Below are 17421 nucleotides of genomic sequence, written 5' to 3' on the forward strand. Positions count from 1 at the left end.
TCCGTCCGTACGAGTGATGTCCGTACGAGTGATGAGGAGCGCGGCACCCATGGCTGACGCTGATGTGCCCACGCTGGTGGAGCAGGCCCGGCAGGGGCGGCCGCGCGCGGTCGCCCGGCTGATCTCGCTGATCGAGGGCGACTCCCCGCGGCTGCGCGAGGTGATGGCCGCGCTGGCGCCGCTGGCGCAGGGCGCGTACGTGGTCGGGGTGACCGGTTCGCCGGGGGTCGGCAAGTCCACGTCGACCTCCGCGCTCGTCTCGGCGTACCGCAGGGCGGGCAAGCGCGTCGGGGTGCTCGCCGTCGACCCCTCCTCGCCCTTCTCGGGCGGCGCGCTCCTCGGTGACCGGATCCGGATGTCCGAGCACGCCTCGGACCCCGGCGTCTACATCCGCTCCATGGCCACCCGCGGTCATCTGGGCGGCCTCGCCTGGGCCGCCCCGCAGGCGATCCGGGTGCTGGACGTGGCCGGATGCGAGGTGGTGATCGTGGAGACGGTCGGCGTCGGCCAGTCCGAGGTGGAGATCGCCGCCCAGGCCGATACGACGATGGTGCTGCTCGCCCCGGGCATGGGCGACGGCATCCAGGCGGCCAAGGCCGGAATCCTGGAGATCGGCGATGTGTACGTGGTCAACAAGGCCGACCGGGACGGCGCCGACGCCACCGCCCGCGAACTGAACCACATGCTCGGCCTGGGCGAGGCCCGCTCGCCCGGGGACTGGCGGCCGCCGATCGTGAAGACCGTGGCGGCGCGCGGCGAGGGCACCGACGAGGTCGTCCAGGCCCTGGAGAAGCACCGGGCGTGGATGGAGGAGCACGGGGTGCTCGCCGAGCGCCGGATGCGCCGGGCGGCGGGCGAGGTCGAGACGATCGCGGTGACCGCGCTGCGCGCCCGCATCGGCGATCTGCACGGCGACCGGCGCCTCGGCGTGCTCGCGGAGCGGGTGGTGGCGGGCGAGCTGGATCCGTACACGGCGGCGGACGAGCTGGTCGCGGGCGTCACCGAGGGGCCGTAGGGGCTTGAGGCGGGTGCGCGGCCCACCTGAAGAGTTCTTCAGGTGGGCTCTGCGACGCTTGGCCCATGCGTTTGCTGATTGTGGAGGACGAGCGGCGGCTCGCCCTGTCGCTCGCCAAGGGGCTGCGGGCCGAGGGGTTCGCCGTCGACGTGGTGCACGACGGGCGGGAAGGGCTGCACCGGGCCCAGGAGGGCACGTACGACCTGATCGTCCTCGACATCATGCTGCCCGGGATGAACGGCTACCGCGTCTGCGGCGCCCTGCGGGCGGCCGGGAGCGAGGTGCCGATCCTGATGCTCACGGCCAAGGACGGCGAGTACGACGAGGCGGAGGGGCTGGACACCGGCGCCGACGACTACCTGACCAAGCCGTTCTCGTACGTCGTGCTGGTCGCCCGGGTGCGCGCGCTGCTGCGGCGGCGCGGCGCCGGGGCCTCGCCCGTGGTGCGGGTGGGGGCGCTCGCGGTGGACCGGGGCGCGCGCCGGGTGGAGCGGGACGGGGACGAGGTGTCCCTGACCGCCAAGGAGTTCTCGGTGCTGGAGCACCTGGCGATGAACGGCGGGGACGTCTGCTCCAAGGCGGACATCCTGGAGCACGTCTGGGACTTCGCCTACGACGGCGACCCCAACATCGTCGAGGTGTACGTGAGCGCGCTGCGCCGCAAGCTGGGGCCCGGCTTCATCGAGACCGTGCGGGGAGCGGGGTACCGGCTCCGTGGGTAGGGCGTTCGGTTCGGTACGGGCACGGGCCGCGCTGGGCGCGACCGTGGTGGTGGCCGTGGCGCTGGTGGCCGCGGGGCTCGCGGTGCTGCGGGTGCTGAGCGGCAACCTGGCCGACCAGGCCGGGCTGCACGCCCAGGTGCAGGCGCGCGACGTGGCCTCGAAGATCGCCGCCGGGACCGCCTACCGCGATCTCGACCTCGACGACGAGACCCCGGTGCAGGTGGTGGACGAACAGCGCCGGGTGCGGGCGGTCAGCGAGGATCTGGAGGCCGTGACGGGGGCGGGCAGCTCCTCGGTGCGCCCCGTCTCCGTGGCGCCCGACGGCGAGCGCGAGGAGGGCGAGGTCGACGGGGACGTGCGCTACGTCAACGGATCGGCCCGGATCGACGGCACGACGGCCGACTACCGCTGGGCGGCCGTGGAGGCCACCAGCCCGCGCGGCGAGGACGTCACCGTCTACGCGGGCGCCCCGCTGGCCACCGAGCGCGACGCGGTCGGCACCGTACGGCAGGCGATGCTCATCGGGCTGCCGCTGCTGCTGCTCGTGGTGGCCGGGGTGACCTGGCTGGTGACGCGGCGCGCGCTGCGGCCGGTGGAGGGGATCCGGCAGGAGATGGCCGCGATCACGGCGAGTACGGATCTGTCCCGGCGGGTGCCCGAGCCCGGCTCGCACGACGAGGTGGCGCGGCTGGCCCGGACGACGAATGAGACGCTCACCGCGCTGGAGGCGGCGGTGGAGCGGCAGCGGGCGTTCGTGGCCGACGCCTCGCACGAGCTGCGCTCCCCGGTGGCCTCGCTCCGTACCCAGCTGGAGGTGGGCGTGGCCCACCCCGAACTGCTGGATCTGCCGGGCGCGGTGGAGGACGTGGTGCGGCTCCAGCGGCTGGCGGCCGATCTGCTGCTGCTGGCCCGGCTGGACGCGGGGGAGCGCCCCCGCGCGGACAGCAGGGTGGCGCTGGACGCGCTGGTGCGCGAGACGGTCGAGCAGCGGACCGGGGACCGGGTGCCGGTCCGTACCGACCTGGCGGAGGTGGCCGCCACGGGCTCCCGGGGGCAGCTCACCCAGGTGCTGGGCAACCTGGTCGACAACGCGCAGCGGCACGCGCGCGGCGAGGTGCGGGTGTCGGTGCGGGCGGAGGGCGCCGAGGGCGTGGTCGCGGTCGCGGACGACGGCGCCGGGGTGCCGGAGGCCGAACGGGAGCGGATCTTCGAGCGGTTCGTACGGCTCGACGACGCCCGCAGCCGCGACGATGGCGGGGCCGGGCTCGGCCTCGCCATCGCGCGCGACGTGGTGGTGCGGCACGGCGGCGCGCTCACCGTCGGTGAGGCGCCGGGGGGCGGCGCCCTGTTCGAGGTGCGGCTGCCGCTGAAGTGATCTGGACCCGGCCGGACCCTTAGACCCGGCCGGACCCTAGACCCGGCCGCGCTGGACGCGCAGGTGGTCGGCTACGGGCACCAGCGACCCGTACAGCGACTCCAGGTCGGCCGGGGTGAGCAGGTCGATGAAGTGCTTGCGCACCGATTCGACGTGGTGGGGCGCGACCTTGCGCATGGTGTCCCAGCCGTGCTCGGTGAGGACCGCGTACAGCCCGCGCCGGTCGGATTCGCAGTTCTCGCGGCGGACCAGCCCGGCGTTCTCCATCCGGGTGATCTGATGGGACAGACGGCTCTTGGACTGCAGGGTCGCGGACGCGAGGTCGCTCATCCGCATCCGGTGCTCTTCGGACTCCGAGAGATTGACCAGGATCTCGTAGTCGTTCATGGTCAGGCCGAACGGCTGGAGGTCCCGTTCGAGCTGGTAGGTCAGCAGTCGGCTGACGTCCAGGTGGGTGCGCCAGGCGCGCTGTTCCTCATCGCTGAGCCAGCGCGTGCCGTTCTCGGTCTCCATGGGATGTATTCTACCTATAGAAGTTGAATTCCGAACCAATGGATGTGCGGGGCTAGAGGTCACCTGTTCGACGTTACACTCCGCACCTTCGTGCTCACGAACCGGTACCCCCGCTCTCGCCGACGGGTATCTCCGCCATCAGCTCCTCCGTGGACTGGAGCAGCACCGTCCCGGCGCCCACGAACTCGAACTGGTGCTCCTCGCCCGACGTGCCCCCGAGCCCGGTGTGCGCCCGGATGCCGCCCATGACCCCGCGCAGATACTCGTGGTCGTAGTGGTGGTTGGGCGTGGGGCAGTCCGCCCAGCCGACCAGCGCCTGCGGATCGACCCGGATCGGCGGCTCCATGAAGACCACGGGCCCGTTCGAGGCGGCGACGAACTTCCCCGTCCCGATGAGCGTCAGAAAGCCCGGCACGATCGACTGCTTCAGTGCCAGAGATGGCTGGAAGGCGAGCAGATTGCCCGACCGGATGGTGAGGTTCCCGTCATCCAGGTCGAAGGAGTTGACGTCGAACGCCCGGTCCGCGAGCACCATCTTGCCCTTGCCCTCGGCCACCACCCACTCGGCGGCGTGCAGCGGCGAGTGGAAGCTGCCGGCGATGAGCCGGTCGAGGCGGCCGAGCCCGATGCCCTGGAAGCCGATCTGCCCGTAGTAGGCGACCATCTTCCCCTTCTGCAGGAACCACTGGCCGTCCAGCTCCACGCCGAAGGCGTACGGATTGATGTTGTCGTCGGCCGGGAGCGTGTGCGCGTCGTGGATGACGGGGCCGTTCACAGCTTCTCCTCCGATGCCTGGACATAGACCGTGCCGGTGCCGGACAGCTCCAGCTGGAAGGCCTCCCCCGAGCCGCGGCCCACCATGTCGCGCCAGCCGAGGGCCGTCGAGAGCTTATTGCGAACATCACCCCGGTGGGCTACATAGGCCTGCGGATCGACATGGACCGAACGCCCCGGCCGGATCGGCAGCTCGATCACCCCGCCGTGCGCCATCACCGCGGCCGAACCCTGCCCCTCCAGCGTGGTGGTGAACAGCCCCTGGCCGGTCACCTGGCCGCGCACCATGCCCATCACCCCGCCCTGCGACCCCAGGAACATCGTGCCCTGGCGCAGCGAGCCGTCGAACGCCAGCAGCCGGTCCGCCTCCACGTACAGCGTGTCGCCGACCAGGTCGATCACCTGTACGTGGTGCCCGCCGTGCCCGAACATCACGGTGCCCTGGCCCTCGACGGTCATCAGCGGCGCCGCCTCGTTGGCCACCCGCCGCCCGATCATGCCCATCACCCCGCGCTGGCCGCCGGTGATGCTCGGGGTGAACCGCACCTGGCCGCGGTACGCCAGCATCGCGCCACGCTGGCTGAACAGCGTCTGGCCGGGCGTCACCTGGGCCTCCACCATGCGGGAGGTGAGGTTGGTGAACGGCATCAGACCTCGCCCCCGATCGTGTTGCGCTCGCTGGGCTGCACGTACACCAGGCCCTCGCCCTCGAAGCGGATCTGGAAGGCCTCGCCCCCGCTCTCACCTATCAGCGCGCGGAAGCTGACCCCCGACTGGAAGTGCTGCTTGAGGTTACCGGTGTGCGCTACATACGCGCCGGGGTCGACCTGGAGCGGGGTCTGCGGGGTCACGCGCAGCACGATCGCCGTGCCGTGCGAGACGAGCGCCGCCTGGCCGGTGCCCTCCACGGTCGTGGTGAACAGCCCGTTGCCCTGCGCGGAGCCGCGCAGCCCGGTGAAGGAGGTGCCGGTGCGCAGGGCGGCGTCCGTGCACAGCAGGTTCCCGGCCTCCACGTACAGCTTCTCGCCGTTCAGCGACACCAGGTTGATCTCGCTGGCCCGGTCGGCGAAGAAGCACGTGCCGTGCCCCTTCACCTCCATGACCTCCATCTGCTCGCCGGTGAGCCGCCGGGTCACCATGCCGCGCAGCCCGTCCCCGCCGCCCGTCCTCTTCTTGAAGGTCATGTCCCCCTCGTACGCGACCATCGCGCCGTTCTTCGCCTTCACGGAGTCGCCGGTCAGGTCGACGGCGAGCACCCTGGATCCCTGGAGCCGAAAGTGAGCCACGGAGCCGACGGTATCGGTCTCGCCACCCTGGGAAAATGATCGCGGTCGGGGCTGCAACAATAGGAAGCGCTTGTGCACAGCTTCACAAGCGTTCCTTTTCCGTTCCCTCGTCCGTGTCCCCTCATGCGAAGGTGCTCTCGTGGAACTCAAGACCGCCACCGCGCTGCGCCGGCTCCGCCTGGTCTCCGCGCCTGAGGCCGTGTCCTTCCTGCTGCTGCTCGTCTGCTCGGTGCTCAAGCGCACCACGGACTTCAACGGTGTGCCGGTGATGGGCATGGTGCACGGCGTTCTCTTCATCCTCTACGTGGTCTTCTGGGCGGACGCCTGGAACCGCGCCAAGTGGGGCTGGAAGACCGCCGCGCTCTACTTCGTCCTCTCCGTCCTTCCCACCGGCGGCTTCTTCGCCGAGCGCATGCTGAAGCGCGAGACCGAGGCCGGTGTGATCGCGGCCCGCGCCCGCCGCGAGGGCGTGGTCAACACATGATCGTCGCCTTCTCGGTGACCCCGCTGGGCGTCGGCGAGGACGTGGGGGAGTACGTCGCGGACGCGGTGCGGGTGGTGCGGGAGTCGGGCCTGCCGAACCGTACGGACGCGATGTTCACCTCGGTCGAGGGCGAGTGGGACGAGGTCATGGCCGTGGTCAAGCGCGCCGTCGCGGCGGTGGAGGCGCGCGCCCCGCGCGTCTCCGTCGTGATGAAGGCCGACATCCGCCCGGGTGTGACGGACGGCCTCACCTCCAAGGTCGACACCGTGGAACGCCATCTGTCCTAGGGGGCGTTCGCGCGGGCAGGCTTGAGGGCATGTCGACGACTTCAGGTTCCGGTTCAGGTTCCGGGGCGGGCGATCCCGCGTTACGCCCCGGCCAGCCCGCCGCCGCGCCCGGCCCCGCACCCGGGCCGCCGCGCACCGGCTACGGCGCCGTCTTCGCCGTCCGCGAGTTCCGCACCGTCTTCGCCGCGCATCTCATCTCGATGCTGGGCGAGATGGCGGGCGGCATCGCGCTGTCCGTCCTCGTCTACCGGCTCACCGGATCGCCGCTCCTCAGCGCCCTCACCTTCGCGACCGCGCTGCTGCCGTACGTGATCGGCGGCACCCTGCTGTCCTCCGTCGCCGACCGCTACCCGGCCCGCCGGGTGCTCGTCGTCTGCGATCTCCTGCACGCGGGGTGCGTCGCCGCCATGACGGTGCCCGGGATGCCGGTGCCCGTGCTGCTCGCGCTGCGCTGCGTGCCCGCGGCGATCTCGCCCGTCTTCAGCGGCACCCGGTCGGCCACGCTCGGCGACATCGTCGGCGAGGGCGATCTGTTCGTGCTGGGCCGCTCGGTCATCCGGATCACCGCGCAGAGCGCCCAGCTGGCCGGGTTCGCGGCGGGCGGGCTGCTGCTGGCTGCCGTATCGCCGCGTACGGTCCTCGCGATCACGGCGGCGGCGCTGTGCTGCTCGGCGCTGCTGCTGCGCTTCGGCACCCGCCACCGCCCCGCGCGCCACATGAGCGGCGAGGCGGCCGGGGCGCTGCTCGGGGACTCGCTGCGCGGCGTCCGCCTGCTGTTCGCCGACCGCCGCGTCCGGGCGCTGCTGCTGCTGTCCTGGGTGCCGCCGATGTTCGTGGTGATGCCTGAGGCGCTGCTGACGCCGTACGCGGACGCCCAGGGGCTCGGCCCGGCCGGGCTCGGGCTGCTGATGTGCGGGATGCCGGTCGGCGCGGTGGTGAGCGAGGTGCTGGCGGGCTCGCTGCTGGGGCCGCGCGGGCGGGCCCGGCTGACGCTGCCGGTGGGTGTGCTCGCGGCGCTGCCCGCCGTCGGGTACGCGGGGGATCCCTCGTTCGGCTGGGCGCTGGCCCTCCAGGTGGTGACCGGCTTCGGGATCGCGTACACCCTCGGCCTCGACCAGTGGTTCCTGGCGGCGGTGCCGGAGGAGCTGCGGGGCCGGGCGATGACCGTGCTGACGGCCGGGCTGATGACCGCGCAGGGCCTGGGAATGGCCGTCTCGGGGGCGGTCGCGGAGTTCGTGCCGGTGCACGCCGTGGCGGCGCTGGCGGGCGGCTGCGGCGTGTTGTGCTCGCTCCTGGTGGCGCTGGAGGTGCGGCGTACGGTAGGCGGGGGCGGGCCGGGGCCGAGTTCGAGGGGTGAGACCGGGCTGACCGCGATATGACCGGCCGGTAGGGTCGGTACCGTGCCGAAGCCGCTCAGCCTGCCGTTCGACCCCATTGCCCGCGCCGACGAGCGCTGGAAGCAGCGATGGGGGTCCGTACCGTCGATGGCCGCGATCACCTCGATCATGCGGGCCCACCAGATCCTGCTCGGCCAGGTCGACGCGGTGGTCAAGCCGTACGGACTGACCTTCGCGCGCTACGAGGCGCTGGTGCTGCTCACCTTCTCCAAGTCCGGTGAGCTGCCCATGTCCAAGATCGGCGAGCGGCTGATGGTGCACCCGACCTCGGTCACCAACACGGTGGACCGCCTGGTCAAGTCGGGTCTGGTCGACAAGCGGCCCAATCCGGCCGACGGCCGCGGCACCCTCGCCACCATCACCGAGCAGGGCCGTGAGGTGGTCGAGTCGGCCACCCGCGATCTGATGGCGATGGACTTCGGGCTCGGGGTGTACGACGCCGAGGGGTGCGGGGAGATCTTCCGGATGCTGCGCCCGCTGCGGATCGCCGCGGAGGACTTCGCGGACGCAGGGGAAGAAGACCAGCGGGAGGGCTGAGGACCGGCCGGGGGCGGCGAAGATCGCCCCGGAACGGACGGTTACGCTCAACCGCATGAAGAAGAGCGTCCTGACCCGCTATCGGGTGATGGCCTACGTCACCGGTGTGCTGCTGATCCTGCTGACCATCGGCGTGATCGCCAAGTATCTGCTGGACGTGAGCGGCGCGTCCGGGTTCACCAGCGTCGTCGGCATCGCCCACGGCTGGCTGTACGTCCTCTACCTGGTCTTCGCGTTCGACGTGGGCTCCAAGGCGAAGTGGCCGTTCGGCAAGCTGGCCTGGGTGCTGCTCGCCGGGACGATCCCGACCGCGGCCTTCTTCGTCGAGCGCAAGGTCTCCCGCGAGCTGGAGCCGCTGGTCAGCGGCGAGCCGCAGACCGCGCAGGCCTGAGACCCGCCTCACCCCCCCCCGACCTGCGGGAACGGGTCGGCCGGACACCCGGTCGGCCCGATATGGGCGGTCAGCCGTCGACAATTAGTAGGACGTCCTAGTAAATTTGAAACATGGACGCCGACGACATTGAGGCAGGCCGCCGCCGCTGGCAGGCCCGGTACGACGCGTCGCACAAGCGCGACGCGGACTTCTCGACCCTGTCGGGGGATCCGGTCGAGCCGGTCTACGGCCCGGCGCCGGGTGACACAATCGAGGGATTCGAGCGGATCGGCTGGCCCGGGGAGTTTCCGTACACCCGTGGCCTCTACGCCACCGGCTACCGCGGCCGCGCCTGGACCATCCGCCAGTTCGCGGGCTTCGGCAACGCCGAGCAGACCAACGAGCGCTACAAGATGATCCTCAAGGCGGGCGGCGGCGGGCTGTCGGTCGCCTTCGACATGCCGACGCTCATGGGCCGCGACTCCGACGACCCGCGCTCGCTCGGCGAGGTCGGCCACTGCGGCGTCGCCATCGACTCCGCGGCCGACATGGAGGTCCTCTTCAAGGACATCCCGCTCGGCGACGTCACCACCTCGATGACGATCAGCGGCCCGGCCGTCCCGGTCTTCTGCATGTACCTGGTCGCCGCCGAGCGGCAGGGCGTGGACCTCGCGGTGCTCAACGGCACGCTGCAGACGGACATCTTCAAGGAGTACATCGCGCAGAAGGAGTGGCTCTTCCCGCCCGAGCCCCATCTGCGGCTGATCGGCGACCTGATGGAGCACTGCGCGCGCGGCATCCCCGCGTACAAGCCGCTCTCGGTCTCCGGCTACCACATCCGCGAGGCGGGGGCGACGGCCGCGCAGGAGCTGGCGTACACCCTCGCCGACGGCTTCGGCTACGTCGAACTGGGCCTCTCCCGCGGCCTGGACGTCAACACCTTCGCGCCCGGCCTGTCCTTCTTCTTCGACGCCCATGTCGATTTCTTCGAGGAGATCGCCAAGTTCCGGGCGGCCCGCCGCATCTGGGCCCGCTGGATGCGCGACGTCTACGGGGCGACGTCCGAGAAGGCGCAGTGGCTGCGCTTCCACACCCAGACCGCCGGGGTCTCGCTCACCGCCCAGCAGCCGTACAACAACGTCGTACGGACCGCCGTGGAGGCGCTGTCCGCCGTGCTCGGCGGCACCAACTCGCTCCACACCAACGCCCTGGACGAGACCCTCGCGCTGCCCAGCGAGCAGGCCGCCGAGATCGCCCTGCGCACCCAGCAGGTGCTGATGGAGGAGACCGGCGTCCTCAACGTGGCCGATCCGCTGGGCGGGTCCTGGTACGTCGAGGCGCTCACCGACCGGATCGAGGCCGACGCCGAGAAGATCTTCGAGCAGATCAAGGAGCGCGGCCGCCGGGCCGTACCGGACGGGCAGCATCCGATCGGACCGATCACCTCCGGCATCCTGCGCGGCATCGAGGACGGCTGGTTCACCGGGGAGATCGCCGAGTCCGCCTTCCTGTACCAGCGGGCGCTGGAGAAGGGCGACAAGAAGGTCGTCGGCGTCAACTGCCACCACGGCTCGGTCACCGGCGACCTGGAGATCCTGCGGGTCAGCCACGAGGTCGAGCGCGAGCAGGTGCGGGAGCTGGGCGCGCGCCGGACCGGCCGGGACGAGGCCGGGGTCGCCGAGGGACTGAAGGCGATGGTGGCGGCCGCGCGGGACGGCTCCAACATGATCGAGCCGATGCTGGCGGCGGTGCGCGCCGAGGCGACGCTCGGCGAGATCTGTGACGCGCTGCGCGAGGAGTGGGGGATCTACACCGAGCCCGCCGGGTTCTGACCGGGCGCCGGAGAGGGGCCCCTCTTCCCGCTCCCCGGTGGCGCGCCCGCCCCGTCGGGGAGCGCCGCCGCGGCCAGCCCGTGCAGCAGCAGCGTCGAGAAGCCCTGGGCCCACTCCGTGTCCACCGGCTCCGCGCTGACCAGCAGCCGGTGCACCACCGAGCCCGCGATCACATCGAAGATCAGGTCCGCGTTGCGGGCGGCCGCTCCCGGGTCTTCCTCGCGCGGGAGTTCGCCGCGCAGCTGGGCGCGCTCCCGGCCGATCAGCACCAGCCGCTTCTGCCGGTCCACGATCGCGGACCGGACCCGGGCCCCCAGCGCCTGGTCGTGGGTGGCCTCGGCGACCACGGCCATCAGCGCCGTCTTGGTCTCGGGCAGCTCCAGCAGCTCGGCGAAGCGCACCACCACGTTCTCGATGTCCGCGCGCAGGCTGCCGCAGTCGGCCGACATCAGATGCTCGTCGAAGACCGCCGCGACCGCGTCCACGACCAGCTCGCTCTTGCCCGCCCAGCGGCGGTAGAGCGTCGTCTTGGCGACTCCGGCGCGGGCCGCGACGTCACCCATCGTGAGCTTTCCCCAGCCCAGCTCGACCAGTGCGGCACGCGTCGCGCCGAGGATGGCACGGTCGGCCTCGACGCTGCGGGGGCGCCCTGTGCGCCGCTTGAGCGGGCTCATGGCGCACGACCCTACTCGCAGGTAGACGCGGGTGTCCCGGCCAGTTACGCTACGGCTCGTAGCGTAAGACCGGCCTGTCCGCGCATCGGCCGACGCGCTTTTCCATTCACCGCGCCGAGAGGGGAGGATAGGACCATGCAGCCACGGAACATGTCCATGAGTGGAGTGGTCGACCTCGCCGCGGTGAAGGCGGCCGGGGAAGCGAAGCAGAAGGCGGAGAAGGCACGGGCCGAAGCGGCCCGCACGGGCGCCCCCGCGCCCACGCGCCTGGTCTTCGACGTCGACGAGGCGGGTTTTCAGCAGGAGGTCCTGCAGCGCTCCACCGAAGTGCCGGTCGTCATCGACTTCTGGGCCGAGTGGTGCGAGCCGTGCAAGCAGCTCGGTCCGATCCTGGAGAAGCTGGCCGGTGAGTACGCGGGGAAGTTCGTCCTCGCGAAGATCGACGTCGACGCCAACCAGATGCTCTTCCAGCAGTTCGGCGTACAGGGGATCCCCGCGGTGTTCGCGGTGGTCGCCGGGCAGCCGGTGCCGCTGTTCCAGGGCGCTGCGCCGGAGGCGCAGATCCGCCAGGTGCTGGACCAGCTGGTCCAGGCCGCGGAGCAGCAGTTCGGCATCGTCGGCGCCCCGGCCGAGGCGCCGGGTGCGGAGGACGCCGAGCAGGAGGCCCCGGAGGCCCCCGCGGGCCCGTACGACAGCGCGCTGGCCGCGGCCCACGAGGCGCTGGACGCGGGTGACCTGGGCGGTGCCGTCCGCGCGTACCAGAACGTGCTGAACGACGACCCGGCCAACGCGGAGGCCAAGCTCGGGCTGGCCCAGGCCAAGTTGCTGGAGCGGGTGCAGGGGCTGGACGCGCAGCAGGTGCGCAAGGATGCCGCCGACAGCCCGGCGGACACGGCGGCCCAGATCGCGGCGGCCGACCTGGACCTGGTGGGCGGTCATGTGGAGGACGCCTTCGGTCGCTTGGTCGACACGGTGCGGCGCACGGTGGGGGAGGACCGCGAGGCGGCCCGGCTCCATCTGCTCAGCCTGTTCGATGTGATCGGCGGTGACGATCCCCGAGTGGTCACGGCGCGTAGTGCGTTGGCGCGCGTCCTGTTCTGACCTCACGGCTCTCAAACGGAACAGCGGCCGCGCTTTACCAAAACTTGGTAAACGCGGCTGCTGTTACTGCTAGTAAGTGGGCGCTCGGACTTTGTCCGTTCTTGCCGTCAAATCTCCCCGTCTTTCCGGGCGTCGAGCGACGACCCTGCGTGCCCGGCCTCGACCGACCCGCCGCTGATCGGTTATCGCTCCGTTACTCGCTAGTAACGAACCTCTTGTGTCCAGGCCGTGAATGGACCACGATCAGCCAAGCTCGGTCCATCCTCATCGAAGCCCGGCAACCGGTCGGCGCGGTGCTGCGGGTGGGTCCCCACCGAGCAGGCCGGCGGCAGTGGCGCCGGCCGTGGACAGGGGGGTCTCTGCCCAACCGGCAGGGCCTGTCCAGGAGGTTGCGCGAGAAGCGTGGCCAGTGGTTGTCGCTCGGGGGTGATCGCCGGTGTTTCGGCGGGTGCAGTTTCGCGCCTGTGAGACGTGGGCGCTCTCCTTCCCGAGGACGTAGCACTTCTCCCATCCCAGTCCGGGGCCGCGGCCCCGGTCCGGAGATGTACGTCCGAGAAGGAGGAAAGTCATGGAGTCCCTGGCTCGTGGCGGGACCAGATGGAAGCGGTTCGCCGTTGTCATGGTCCCGAGCGTTGCTGCCACGGCCGCAATCGGCGTCGCCCTGTCACAGGGTGCGCTCGCGGCCTCGTTCAACGTGTCCGGCCAGCAGTTCAAGGTCGCGGTCGACCGGCTCGACGGTACGGGCTTCGCCCAGTACGGCGCGATAGACACCCAGCACGGCGGGAAGAACATCCCCGTCGCGGTGTCCGCGTTCAAGAGCGCCAAGCTCAAGGGTCTGTGCCAGTCGGTGGTCGTCCCGGTCCCGGTCTTCGGCGACGTGTCGCTGAAGCTGTCGGCCGGTAACGGTGCCAAGACGGTCGAGGCGAAGAACCTCTTCATCGACCTTGACCAGCTGGACGCCGACGCGACGTTCCGCGGCATCGACATCGGTGTGGCGGCGGGCGACGCGAACAAGGGTCCCGGCATCAACAAGGGCGACAAGGCCCTTCCGGGCTCGTTCGCCCAGCAGGCCGATTCGGCGACGCTGACGGGTGTGAAGCAGACCGCATGGGCGACCAGTGCGGGCACGTTCAAGCTCTCCGGACTTTCGATGAAGGTCAGCAAGGGCAAGAACGAGTGCTTCTGAGGCGCTGAGCTGGAAGGGTGGGGGGCCGCGGCGCTGCCCCTCACCCGGCAACGCCCAGAGGCGCCAAGGCGCCGCGCAGTTGAGTACCGCAGTAGAACGTGCGATCGCCGAGATCGCCAGCCCCAGGGAGCTGTTTTCAATGAGTGCCGAGTCGCCGGGGGCGCGTGACCGTATCAGCCATTGGCGGGAGGCCTTCCGGGCGTGGCGCTGGCAGCGCCCGTTCTGGGCGGGGCTGCTCACCACCTTGGCCGGGCTGCCGATCATGTACTTCCCGTACAACAGCCTCAACGCGGGCGGGTTCACGATCAACCTGTCCACCACCGCCGGATCCGCGTCGCTCATCATCGGCGTACTGCTGGTGATGCTGGGTCTGACCATGTGGTTCCAGCCCATGGTGCGGGTGTTCGCCGGAGTCGCCTCGATCCTGCTGGGACTGGTGTCGCTGCCCGTGTCCAACATCGGCGGCTTCCTGGTCGGCTTCCTGCTCGCCCTCTTCGGCGGCGGCATGGGGGTCGCCTGGGCGCCGGGTGAGACTCCCGCGGCACAGCCGGCCGGGGGCCCGGGAACCGCGCCCAAGGACGGCACTGACGATGGCGGTGTGCCGGAGCCGGCCGGGGCCGGACCCGCACCGGACCAGGAAGCCACGAATGGGAGGCACCGTGCGGGGTGAAGAGGAGCAGGCCGCGGACGGAAGTCCGCGCCGGGCGAGAACCGGACCGCGGCACGCGGCGCCGAGGAAGTCGATGCTCACCCGCCTTCAGGTGCCCGCGGGCAAAGCGATAGCGCTGGCCGCCATGCCGACGGCCGTACTCATGGGCATGGGGCTGACCCCGCAGCTCGCGTCGGCGAACACGCGGGCCGAGGACCGATACAAGGCCGGGCCGTGTGTCTCCCAGCCCGATGAGGCCGACAAGGACGACGCCGAGGGCAAGAAGGGCTCGTCCGACGCCAAGGACAAGGACGACGCCAAGGGCGACGGCAAGGATTCGGACGCCAAGGACAAGGGCTCCGAGGACCAGGACGGTACGTCCGGCTCCGCCCCCTCCAAGGGTGGCGACACCGCTCCGTCGAAGCCGACCCCGACCCCGAGCCCGTCCGGCTCGTCGGATTCCGGGGACGACGAGGAGGCCGGGGAGCCCAGCGCGTCGCCGAGCCCGTCGGAGTCCGAGAGCAAGAACCCGCTGGACCCGCTGGGCATCGGGGACAAGCTGCACGACATCTTCACCCCGGACGAGGCCGACAAGGCCGATGACGCCGACACGGGCGACGACGCCTCGGCCGAGCCGAGCGCCACGCCGAGCCCGTCGGAGTCCTCCGCCACGCCCAGCCCGTCCCCGTCCACCGAGAAGAAGGCCGACAACCCGGTCAAGGACACGGTGGACAAGGTCGGCGACGGCGTGAAGGACACCGTCGACAAGGCGGGGAAGGCCGCCGAGGACGCCAAGGACAAGGCCGACAAGGCCCTGCCGAAGCCCTCCCCGTCCGGTTCCCCGTCCGAGGGGGCGGACGACGGCGGCAAGGTGGGCTACCCCTGCCCCGAGTTCGACGCCGACGCGTACAAGAACGCGAAGGACGAGCCGACCGCCAGCCCGCTGCCCGACGACCCGTGGGTCCTCAAGACCACGATGCTCTCCCTGCACGGTCTGGACTACAAGGGCATCGTCGACGTCCGGACGCACAACGGCCAGTCGAAGAAGGTCCTCAAGTTCACCGCCGAGGGCGTGGACATCAAGGATCTGCACCAGCTGGTCAAGGGCCCGGCCGGGACCACCAGCAACGTGGCGGCGCGCGAGGGTTCCACCTCGACGTTCCGCAACGGCACGGTGACCATGTACACCGAGGAGCTGAAGGGCAACCTCCTGGGGATCATCCCGATCACCTTCAGCCCGAAGACCCCGCCGCCGGTGAACATCCCCGAGGTGTTCTTCACCGACGTGACGGTCACCCAGGCCGGACAGTTCGGTGGCGAACTGACCATCCCGGGAATGCACGTGTACACGACCGGGGAATAACCCCGGAAAACCACATACCTGTTCGGGAGCCGCAAGGCCCTCCTCGGAGGGCACCGCCCGCGGGCACCAGGCCGATGGCCCGGTGCTCGCGGGCGCGTTTGTCCGCGCCGGGCTCTATCATTACCTTGAGTGTTCGCGTGGACGCGCACCATGCCGCTTGGCGCGCGCCGGGGGAAAACGGGGGGCAGCGGTGGAGAGCCATATTTCGGTCGACGGCCCGGAGCCGGACGAAAGCCTCGCGCAGCTCGCCGAGTGGCTGCGCGGCGAGCCCGAACTGGCCGGGCGGGTGAAACCGAAGGCGGCATCGCCGCGCGAGGGCGAGATGGGGGCGGCCGCGGAGCTGCTCGTGGTCTCGCTGGGCGCGGGGGGCGCGCTCTCGGTCCTGGCGTCCTCGCTGCGGGGCTGGCTGTCCCAGCCGCGCCGCTCCGGCATCAAGGTCACGGTCCACCGCGCGGACGGGCAGCGGCTGGAGATCGACGCCCGGAATGTGACCAAGGATTCCGTCGAGGAGATTCTCCGGCAGGCGCTGCGCGCAGAAGAGGAATAGCCATGCGGTTGCCCGATTCCGAGCGTTCCCGGGCGGTCCTGATCGGCACAAGTCGCTATTCCGACCCAAACCTTCCGGACCTTCCCGCTGTCCGCGACACCATCCAGGATCTGGCCGCCGCCCTCACCGATCCCGCGTACGGAGCGGTCCCGGACCGGCATTGCACCGTGCTGCTGGACAACGGCGATATTCAGCGCGTGGGCCGTGCCTTACGGGCGACGGCGGCCGAGGCGGAGGACCTGCTGCTGGTCCATTACGTCGGCCATGGCCTCATCGCGCCCCGGCGGCAGGACTTGTACCTGTCGCTGGCCGACAGCGAATGGGAAGACCCCGAGTTCGGCTCCCTGGAATACCGCAAACTGCGCGATGTCGTCCTCGACAGCCGCGCCACCTCGAAGGTCATCATCCTCGACTGCTGCTTCTCCGGCCGCGCGCTGAGCGGCACCATGGCCGGTCCCAAGGCCGCCGTGATGGGGCAGGTCGATGTGGCGGGCACCTATGTGATCGCGTCCTCCCAGGGCAACGAGGTCTCCCTGATCCAGGACGGCGAGAAGACCACGGCGTTCACCGGACGGCTGATCCGGCTGCTGCGGGACGGTGTGACGGGCGGGCCCGAACTGCTCAGCATCGACGAGGTCTACCGGCGGCTCCAGACCACCATGACCGCGGAGGGCCTGCCCGCCCCCCTCCAGCGCGGCTCGCGGAACGCCGCCTTGCTCGCCCTCGCCCGCAACCGCGCCCACCGGATCCCCGACGACCCCGCCCGGCAGGAGGCCGCGGTGGCGCTGTGCGAGGCGGGGAAGTACACGGAGGCGGCGGAGGCGTTCAGCGCCCTGCTGGAGGAGCAGGAGAGTCTGCTCGGCGCCGACCACGTGGCGACGCTGCGCACCCGTCAGTGGCTCGCCCACACGCGCGGCGGAGCCGGGGCGCCCGGGGAGGCGGCCGACCGGCTGCGGGAGGTCCACGCGCGGCAGACCCGGCTGCTGGGCCCCGACCACCCGGACACCCTGCGCAGCCGCCAGTTCCTCGCCGTCAACCTGGGCGAGTCGGGGCGGCGGACCGAGGCGATACGGATGCTGCGGCTGCTCCTGTTCGACCGGCGGCGCGTCCTGGGCGCGGACGACGTCGCGACGCTGCGCACCCGCCATGTCCTCGCCCACAACCTGGCCCGCGCGGGCGAGCGCGACGAGGCGACGGGGCTGCTGATCGAGCTGGTGGAGGACCGGGAGCGGGTGCTGGGCCCGGACCATCCGCATACGCGGCGGGCCCACCGGGATCTGGCCGTGCTGCTGGACGGGGGGTGAGA

General features: G+C 71.1%; 20 protein-coding genes. 15 read left to right on the plus strand and 5 right to left on the minus strand.

Translation table 11 applies throughout. The features are described 5' to 3' along the window. Positions 1-49 precede the first annotated feature (49 nt). From meaB to ACZ6CL_RS03345, 3 genes are all read left to right on the plus strand, one after another. A complete protein-coding gene (gene meaB / locus ACZ6CL_RS03335; protein ID WP_468930529.1) occupies positions 50-1015 on the plus strand; it encodes a methylmalonyl Co-A mutase-associated GTPase MeaB in 966 nt (321 codons plus the stop codon). 65 nt (positions 1016-1080) lie between these two features. Then, positions 1081-1737, plus strand: a complete 657-nt coding sequence (locus tag ACZ6CL_RS03340) for a response regulator transcription factor (protein ID WP_385446462.1) — start codon at positions 1081-1083, stop codon at positions 1735-1737. Next, positions 1730-3112, plus strand: coding sequence for a sensor histidine kinase (locus ACZ6CL_RS03345; protein ID WP_468930532.1), 1383 nt, complete (start codon positions 1730-1732; stop codon positions 3110-3112). The genes ACZ6CL_RS03340 and ACZ6CL_RS03345 overlap by 8 nt, the downstream gene beginning before the upstream one ends. Before the next feature lie 36 nt (positions 3113-3148). Here ACZ6CL_RS03345 and ACZ6CL_RS03350 read toward each other — a convergent pair whose 3' ends face one another. From ACZ6CL_RS03350 to ACZ6CL_RS03365, 4 genes are all read right to left on the minus strand, one after another. After that, positions 3149-3625, minus strand: a complete 477-nt coding sequence (locus ACZ6CL_RS03350) for a MarR family winged helix-turn-helix transcriptional regulator (protein WP_468930533.1) — start codon at positions 3623-3625, stop codon at positions 3149-3151. 94 nt (positions 3626-3719) lie between these two features. Continuing rightward, the gene (locus tag ACZ6CL_RS03355; protein WP_468930535.1) at positions 3720-4400 is read right to left on the minus strand and encodes an AIM24 family protein; all 681 of its coding nucleotides are present in this window, start codon (positions 4398-4400) and stop codon (positions 3720-3722) included. Further along, positions 4397-5047 (minus strand): AIM24 family protein, encoded by a 651-nt coding sequence (locus tag ACZ6CL_RS03360; RefSeq protein WP_468930537.1) that lies wholly within the window; start codon positions 5045-5047, stop codon positions 4397-4399. The genes ACZ6CL_RS03355 and ACZ6CL_RS03360 overlap by 4 nt, the downstream gene beginning before the upstream one ends. Then, positions 5047-5685, minus strand: a complete 639-nt coding sequence (locus ACZ6CL_RS03365) for an AIM24 family protein (RefSeq protein ID WP_468930539.1) — start codon at positions 5683-5685, stop codon at positions 5047-5049. The genes ACZ6CL_RS03360 and ACZ6CL_RS03365 overlap by 1 nt, the downstream gene beginning before the upstream one ends. Before the next feature lie 139 nt (positions 5686-5824). Between ACZ6CL_RS03365 and ACZ6CL_RS03370 the strand changes: the two genes are divergently transcribed. From ACZ6CL_RS03370 to ACZ6CL_RS03395, 6 genes are all read left to right on the plus strand, one after another. Beyond that, positions 5825-6169: a DUF3817 domain-containing protein gene (locus ACZ6CL_RS03370; protein WP_385446469.1), complete on the plus strand. Its 345-nt coding sequence runs from the start codon at positions 5825-5827 to the stop codon at positions 6167-6169. Next, a complete protein-coding gene (locus tag ACZ6CL_RS03375; RefSeq protein ID WP_468930542.1) occupies positions 6166-6456 on the plus strand; it encodes an MTH1187 family thiamine-binding protein in 291 nt (96 codons plus the stop codon). Before ACZ6CL_RS03370 ends, ACZ6CL_RS03375 begins: the two co-directional genes overlap by 4 nt. 29 nt (positions 6457-6485) lie before the next feature. Then, positions 6486-7835: an MFS transporter gene (locus ACZ6CL_RS03380; protein WP_468930544.1), complete on the plus strand. Its 1350-nt coding sequence runs from the start codon at positions 6486-6488 to the stop codon at positions 7833-7835. A 21-nt stretch (positions 7836-7856) separates the two neighbouring features. After that, on the plus strand, positions 7857-8390 hold the full coding sequence (locus ACZ6CL_RS03385) for a MarR family winged helix-turn-helix transcriptional regulator (RefSeq protein WP_468930545.1): 534 nt from the start codon (positions 7857-7859) through the stop codon (positions 8388-8390). A gap of 55 nt (positions 8391-8445) precedes the next feature. Continuing rightward, positions 8446-8781, plus strand: coding sequence for a DUF3817 domain-containing protein (locus tag ACZ6CL_RS03390; protein WP_468930548.1), 336 nt, complete (start codon positions 8446-8448; stop codon positions 8779-8781). A 113-nt stretch (positions 8782-8894) separates the two neighbouring features. Beyond that, the gene (locus ACZ6CL_RS03395; RefSeq protein WP_468930550.1) at positions 8895-10595 is read left to right on the plus strand and encodes an acyl-CoA mutase large subunit family protein; all 1701 of its coding nucleotides are present in this window, start codon (positions 8895-8897) and stop codon (positions 10593-10595) included. On the opposite strand, the gene ACZ6CL_RS03400 is transcribed toward ACZ6CL_RS03395, so the two are convergent. Continuing rightward, positions 10571-11269, minus strand: coding sequence for a TetR/AcrR family transcriptional regulator (locus ACZ6CL_RS03400; protein ID WP_468930552.1), 699 nt, complete (start codon positions 11267-11269; stop codon positions 10571-10573). The two genes, ACZ6CL_RS03395 and ACZ6CL_RS03400, sit on opposite strands and share 25 nt — an antisense overlap. Positions 11270-11404: 135 nt before the next feature. On the opposite strand from ACZ6CL_RS03400, the gene ACZ6CL_RS03405 reads away from it, so the two are divergent. From ACZ6CL_RS03405 to ACZ6CL_RS03430, 6 genes are all read left to right on the plus strand, one after another. Further along, a complete protein-coding gene (locus ACZ6CL_RS03405; RefSeq protein ID WP_468930555.1) occupies positions 11405-12370 on the plus strand; it encodes a tetratricopeptide repeat protein in 966 nt (321 codons plus the stop codon). A 568-nt stretch (positions 12371-12938) separates the two neighbouring features. Beyond that, positions 12939-13556 carry a DUF6230 family protein gene (locus ACZ6CL_RS03410; protein WP_063727948.1) on the plus strand — a complete coding sequence of 206 codons (618 nt, stop codon included), beginning with the start codon at positions 12939-12941 and terminating at the stop codon, positions 13554-13556. 139 nt (positions 13557-13695) lie between these two features. Continuing rightward, positions 13696-14226, plus strand: a complete 531-nt coding sequence (locus ACZ6CL_RS03415) for a DUF6114 domain-containing protein (RefSeq protein WP_468930558.1) — start codon at positions 13696-13698, stop codon at positions 14224-14226. Between the two features lie 73 nt (positions 14227-14299). Beyond that, on the plus strand, positions 14300-15568 hold the full coding sequence (locus ACZ6CL_RS03420) for a hydrogenase expression protein HypF (protein ID WP_468930561.1): 1269 nt from the start codon (positions 14300-14302) through the stop codon (positions 15566-15568). 190 nt (positions 15569-15758) lie between these two features. Then, positions 15759-16115: an effector-associated constant component EACC1 gene (locus tag ACZ6CL_RS03425; RefSeq protein WP_468930564.1), complete on the plus strand. Its 357-nt coding sequence runs from the start codon at positions 15759-15761 to the stop codon at positions 16113-16115. A gap of 2 nt (positions 16116-16117) precedes the next feature. Continuing rightward, positions 16118-17419, plus strand: coding sequence for a caspase family protein (locus ACZ6CL_RS03430; protein WP_468930567.1), 1302 nt, complete (start codon positions 16118-16120; stop codon positions 17417-17419). The last annotated feature ends 2 nt before the right edge of the window (positions 17420-17421 follow it).

The sequence above is a fragment of the Streptomyces sp. NPDC041200 genome (genome assembly GCF_055591805.1).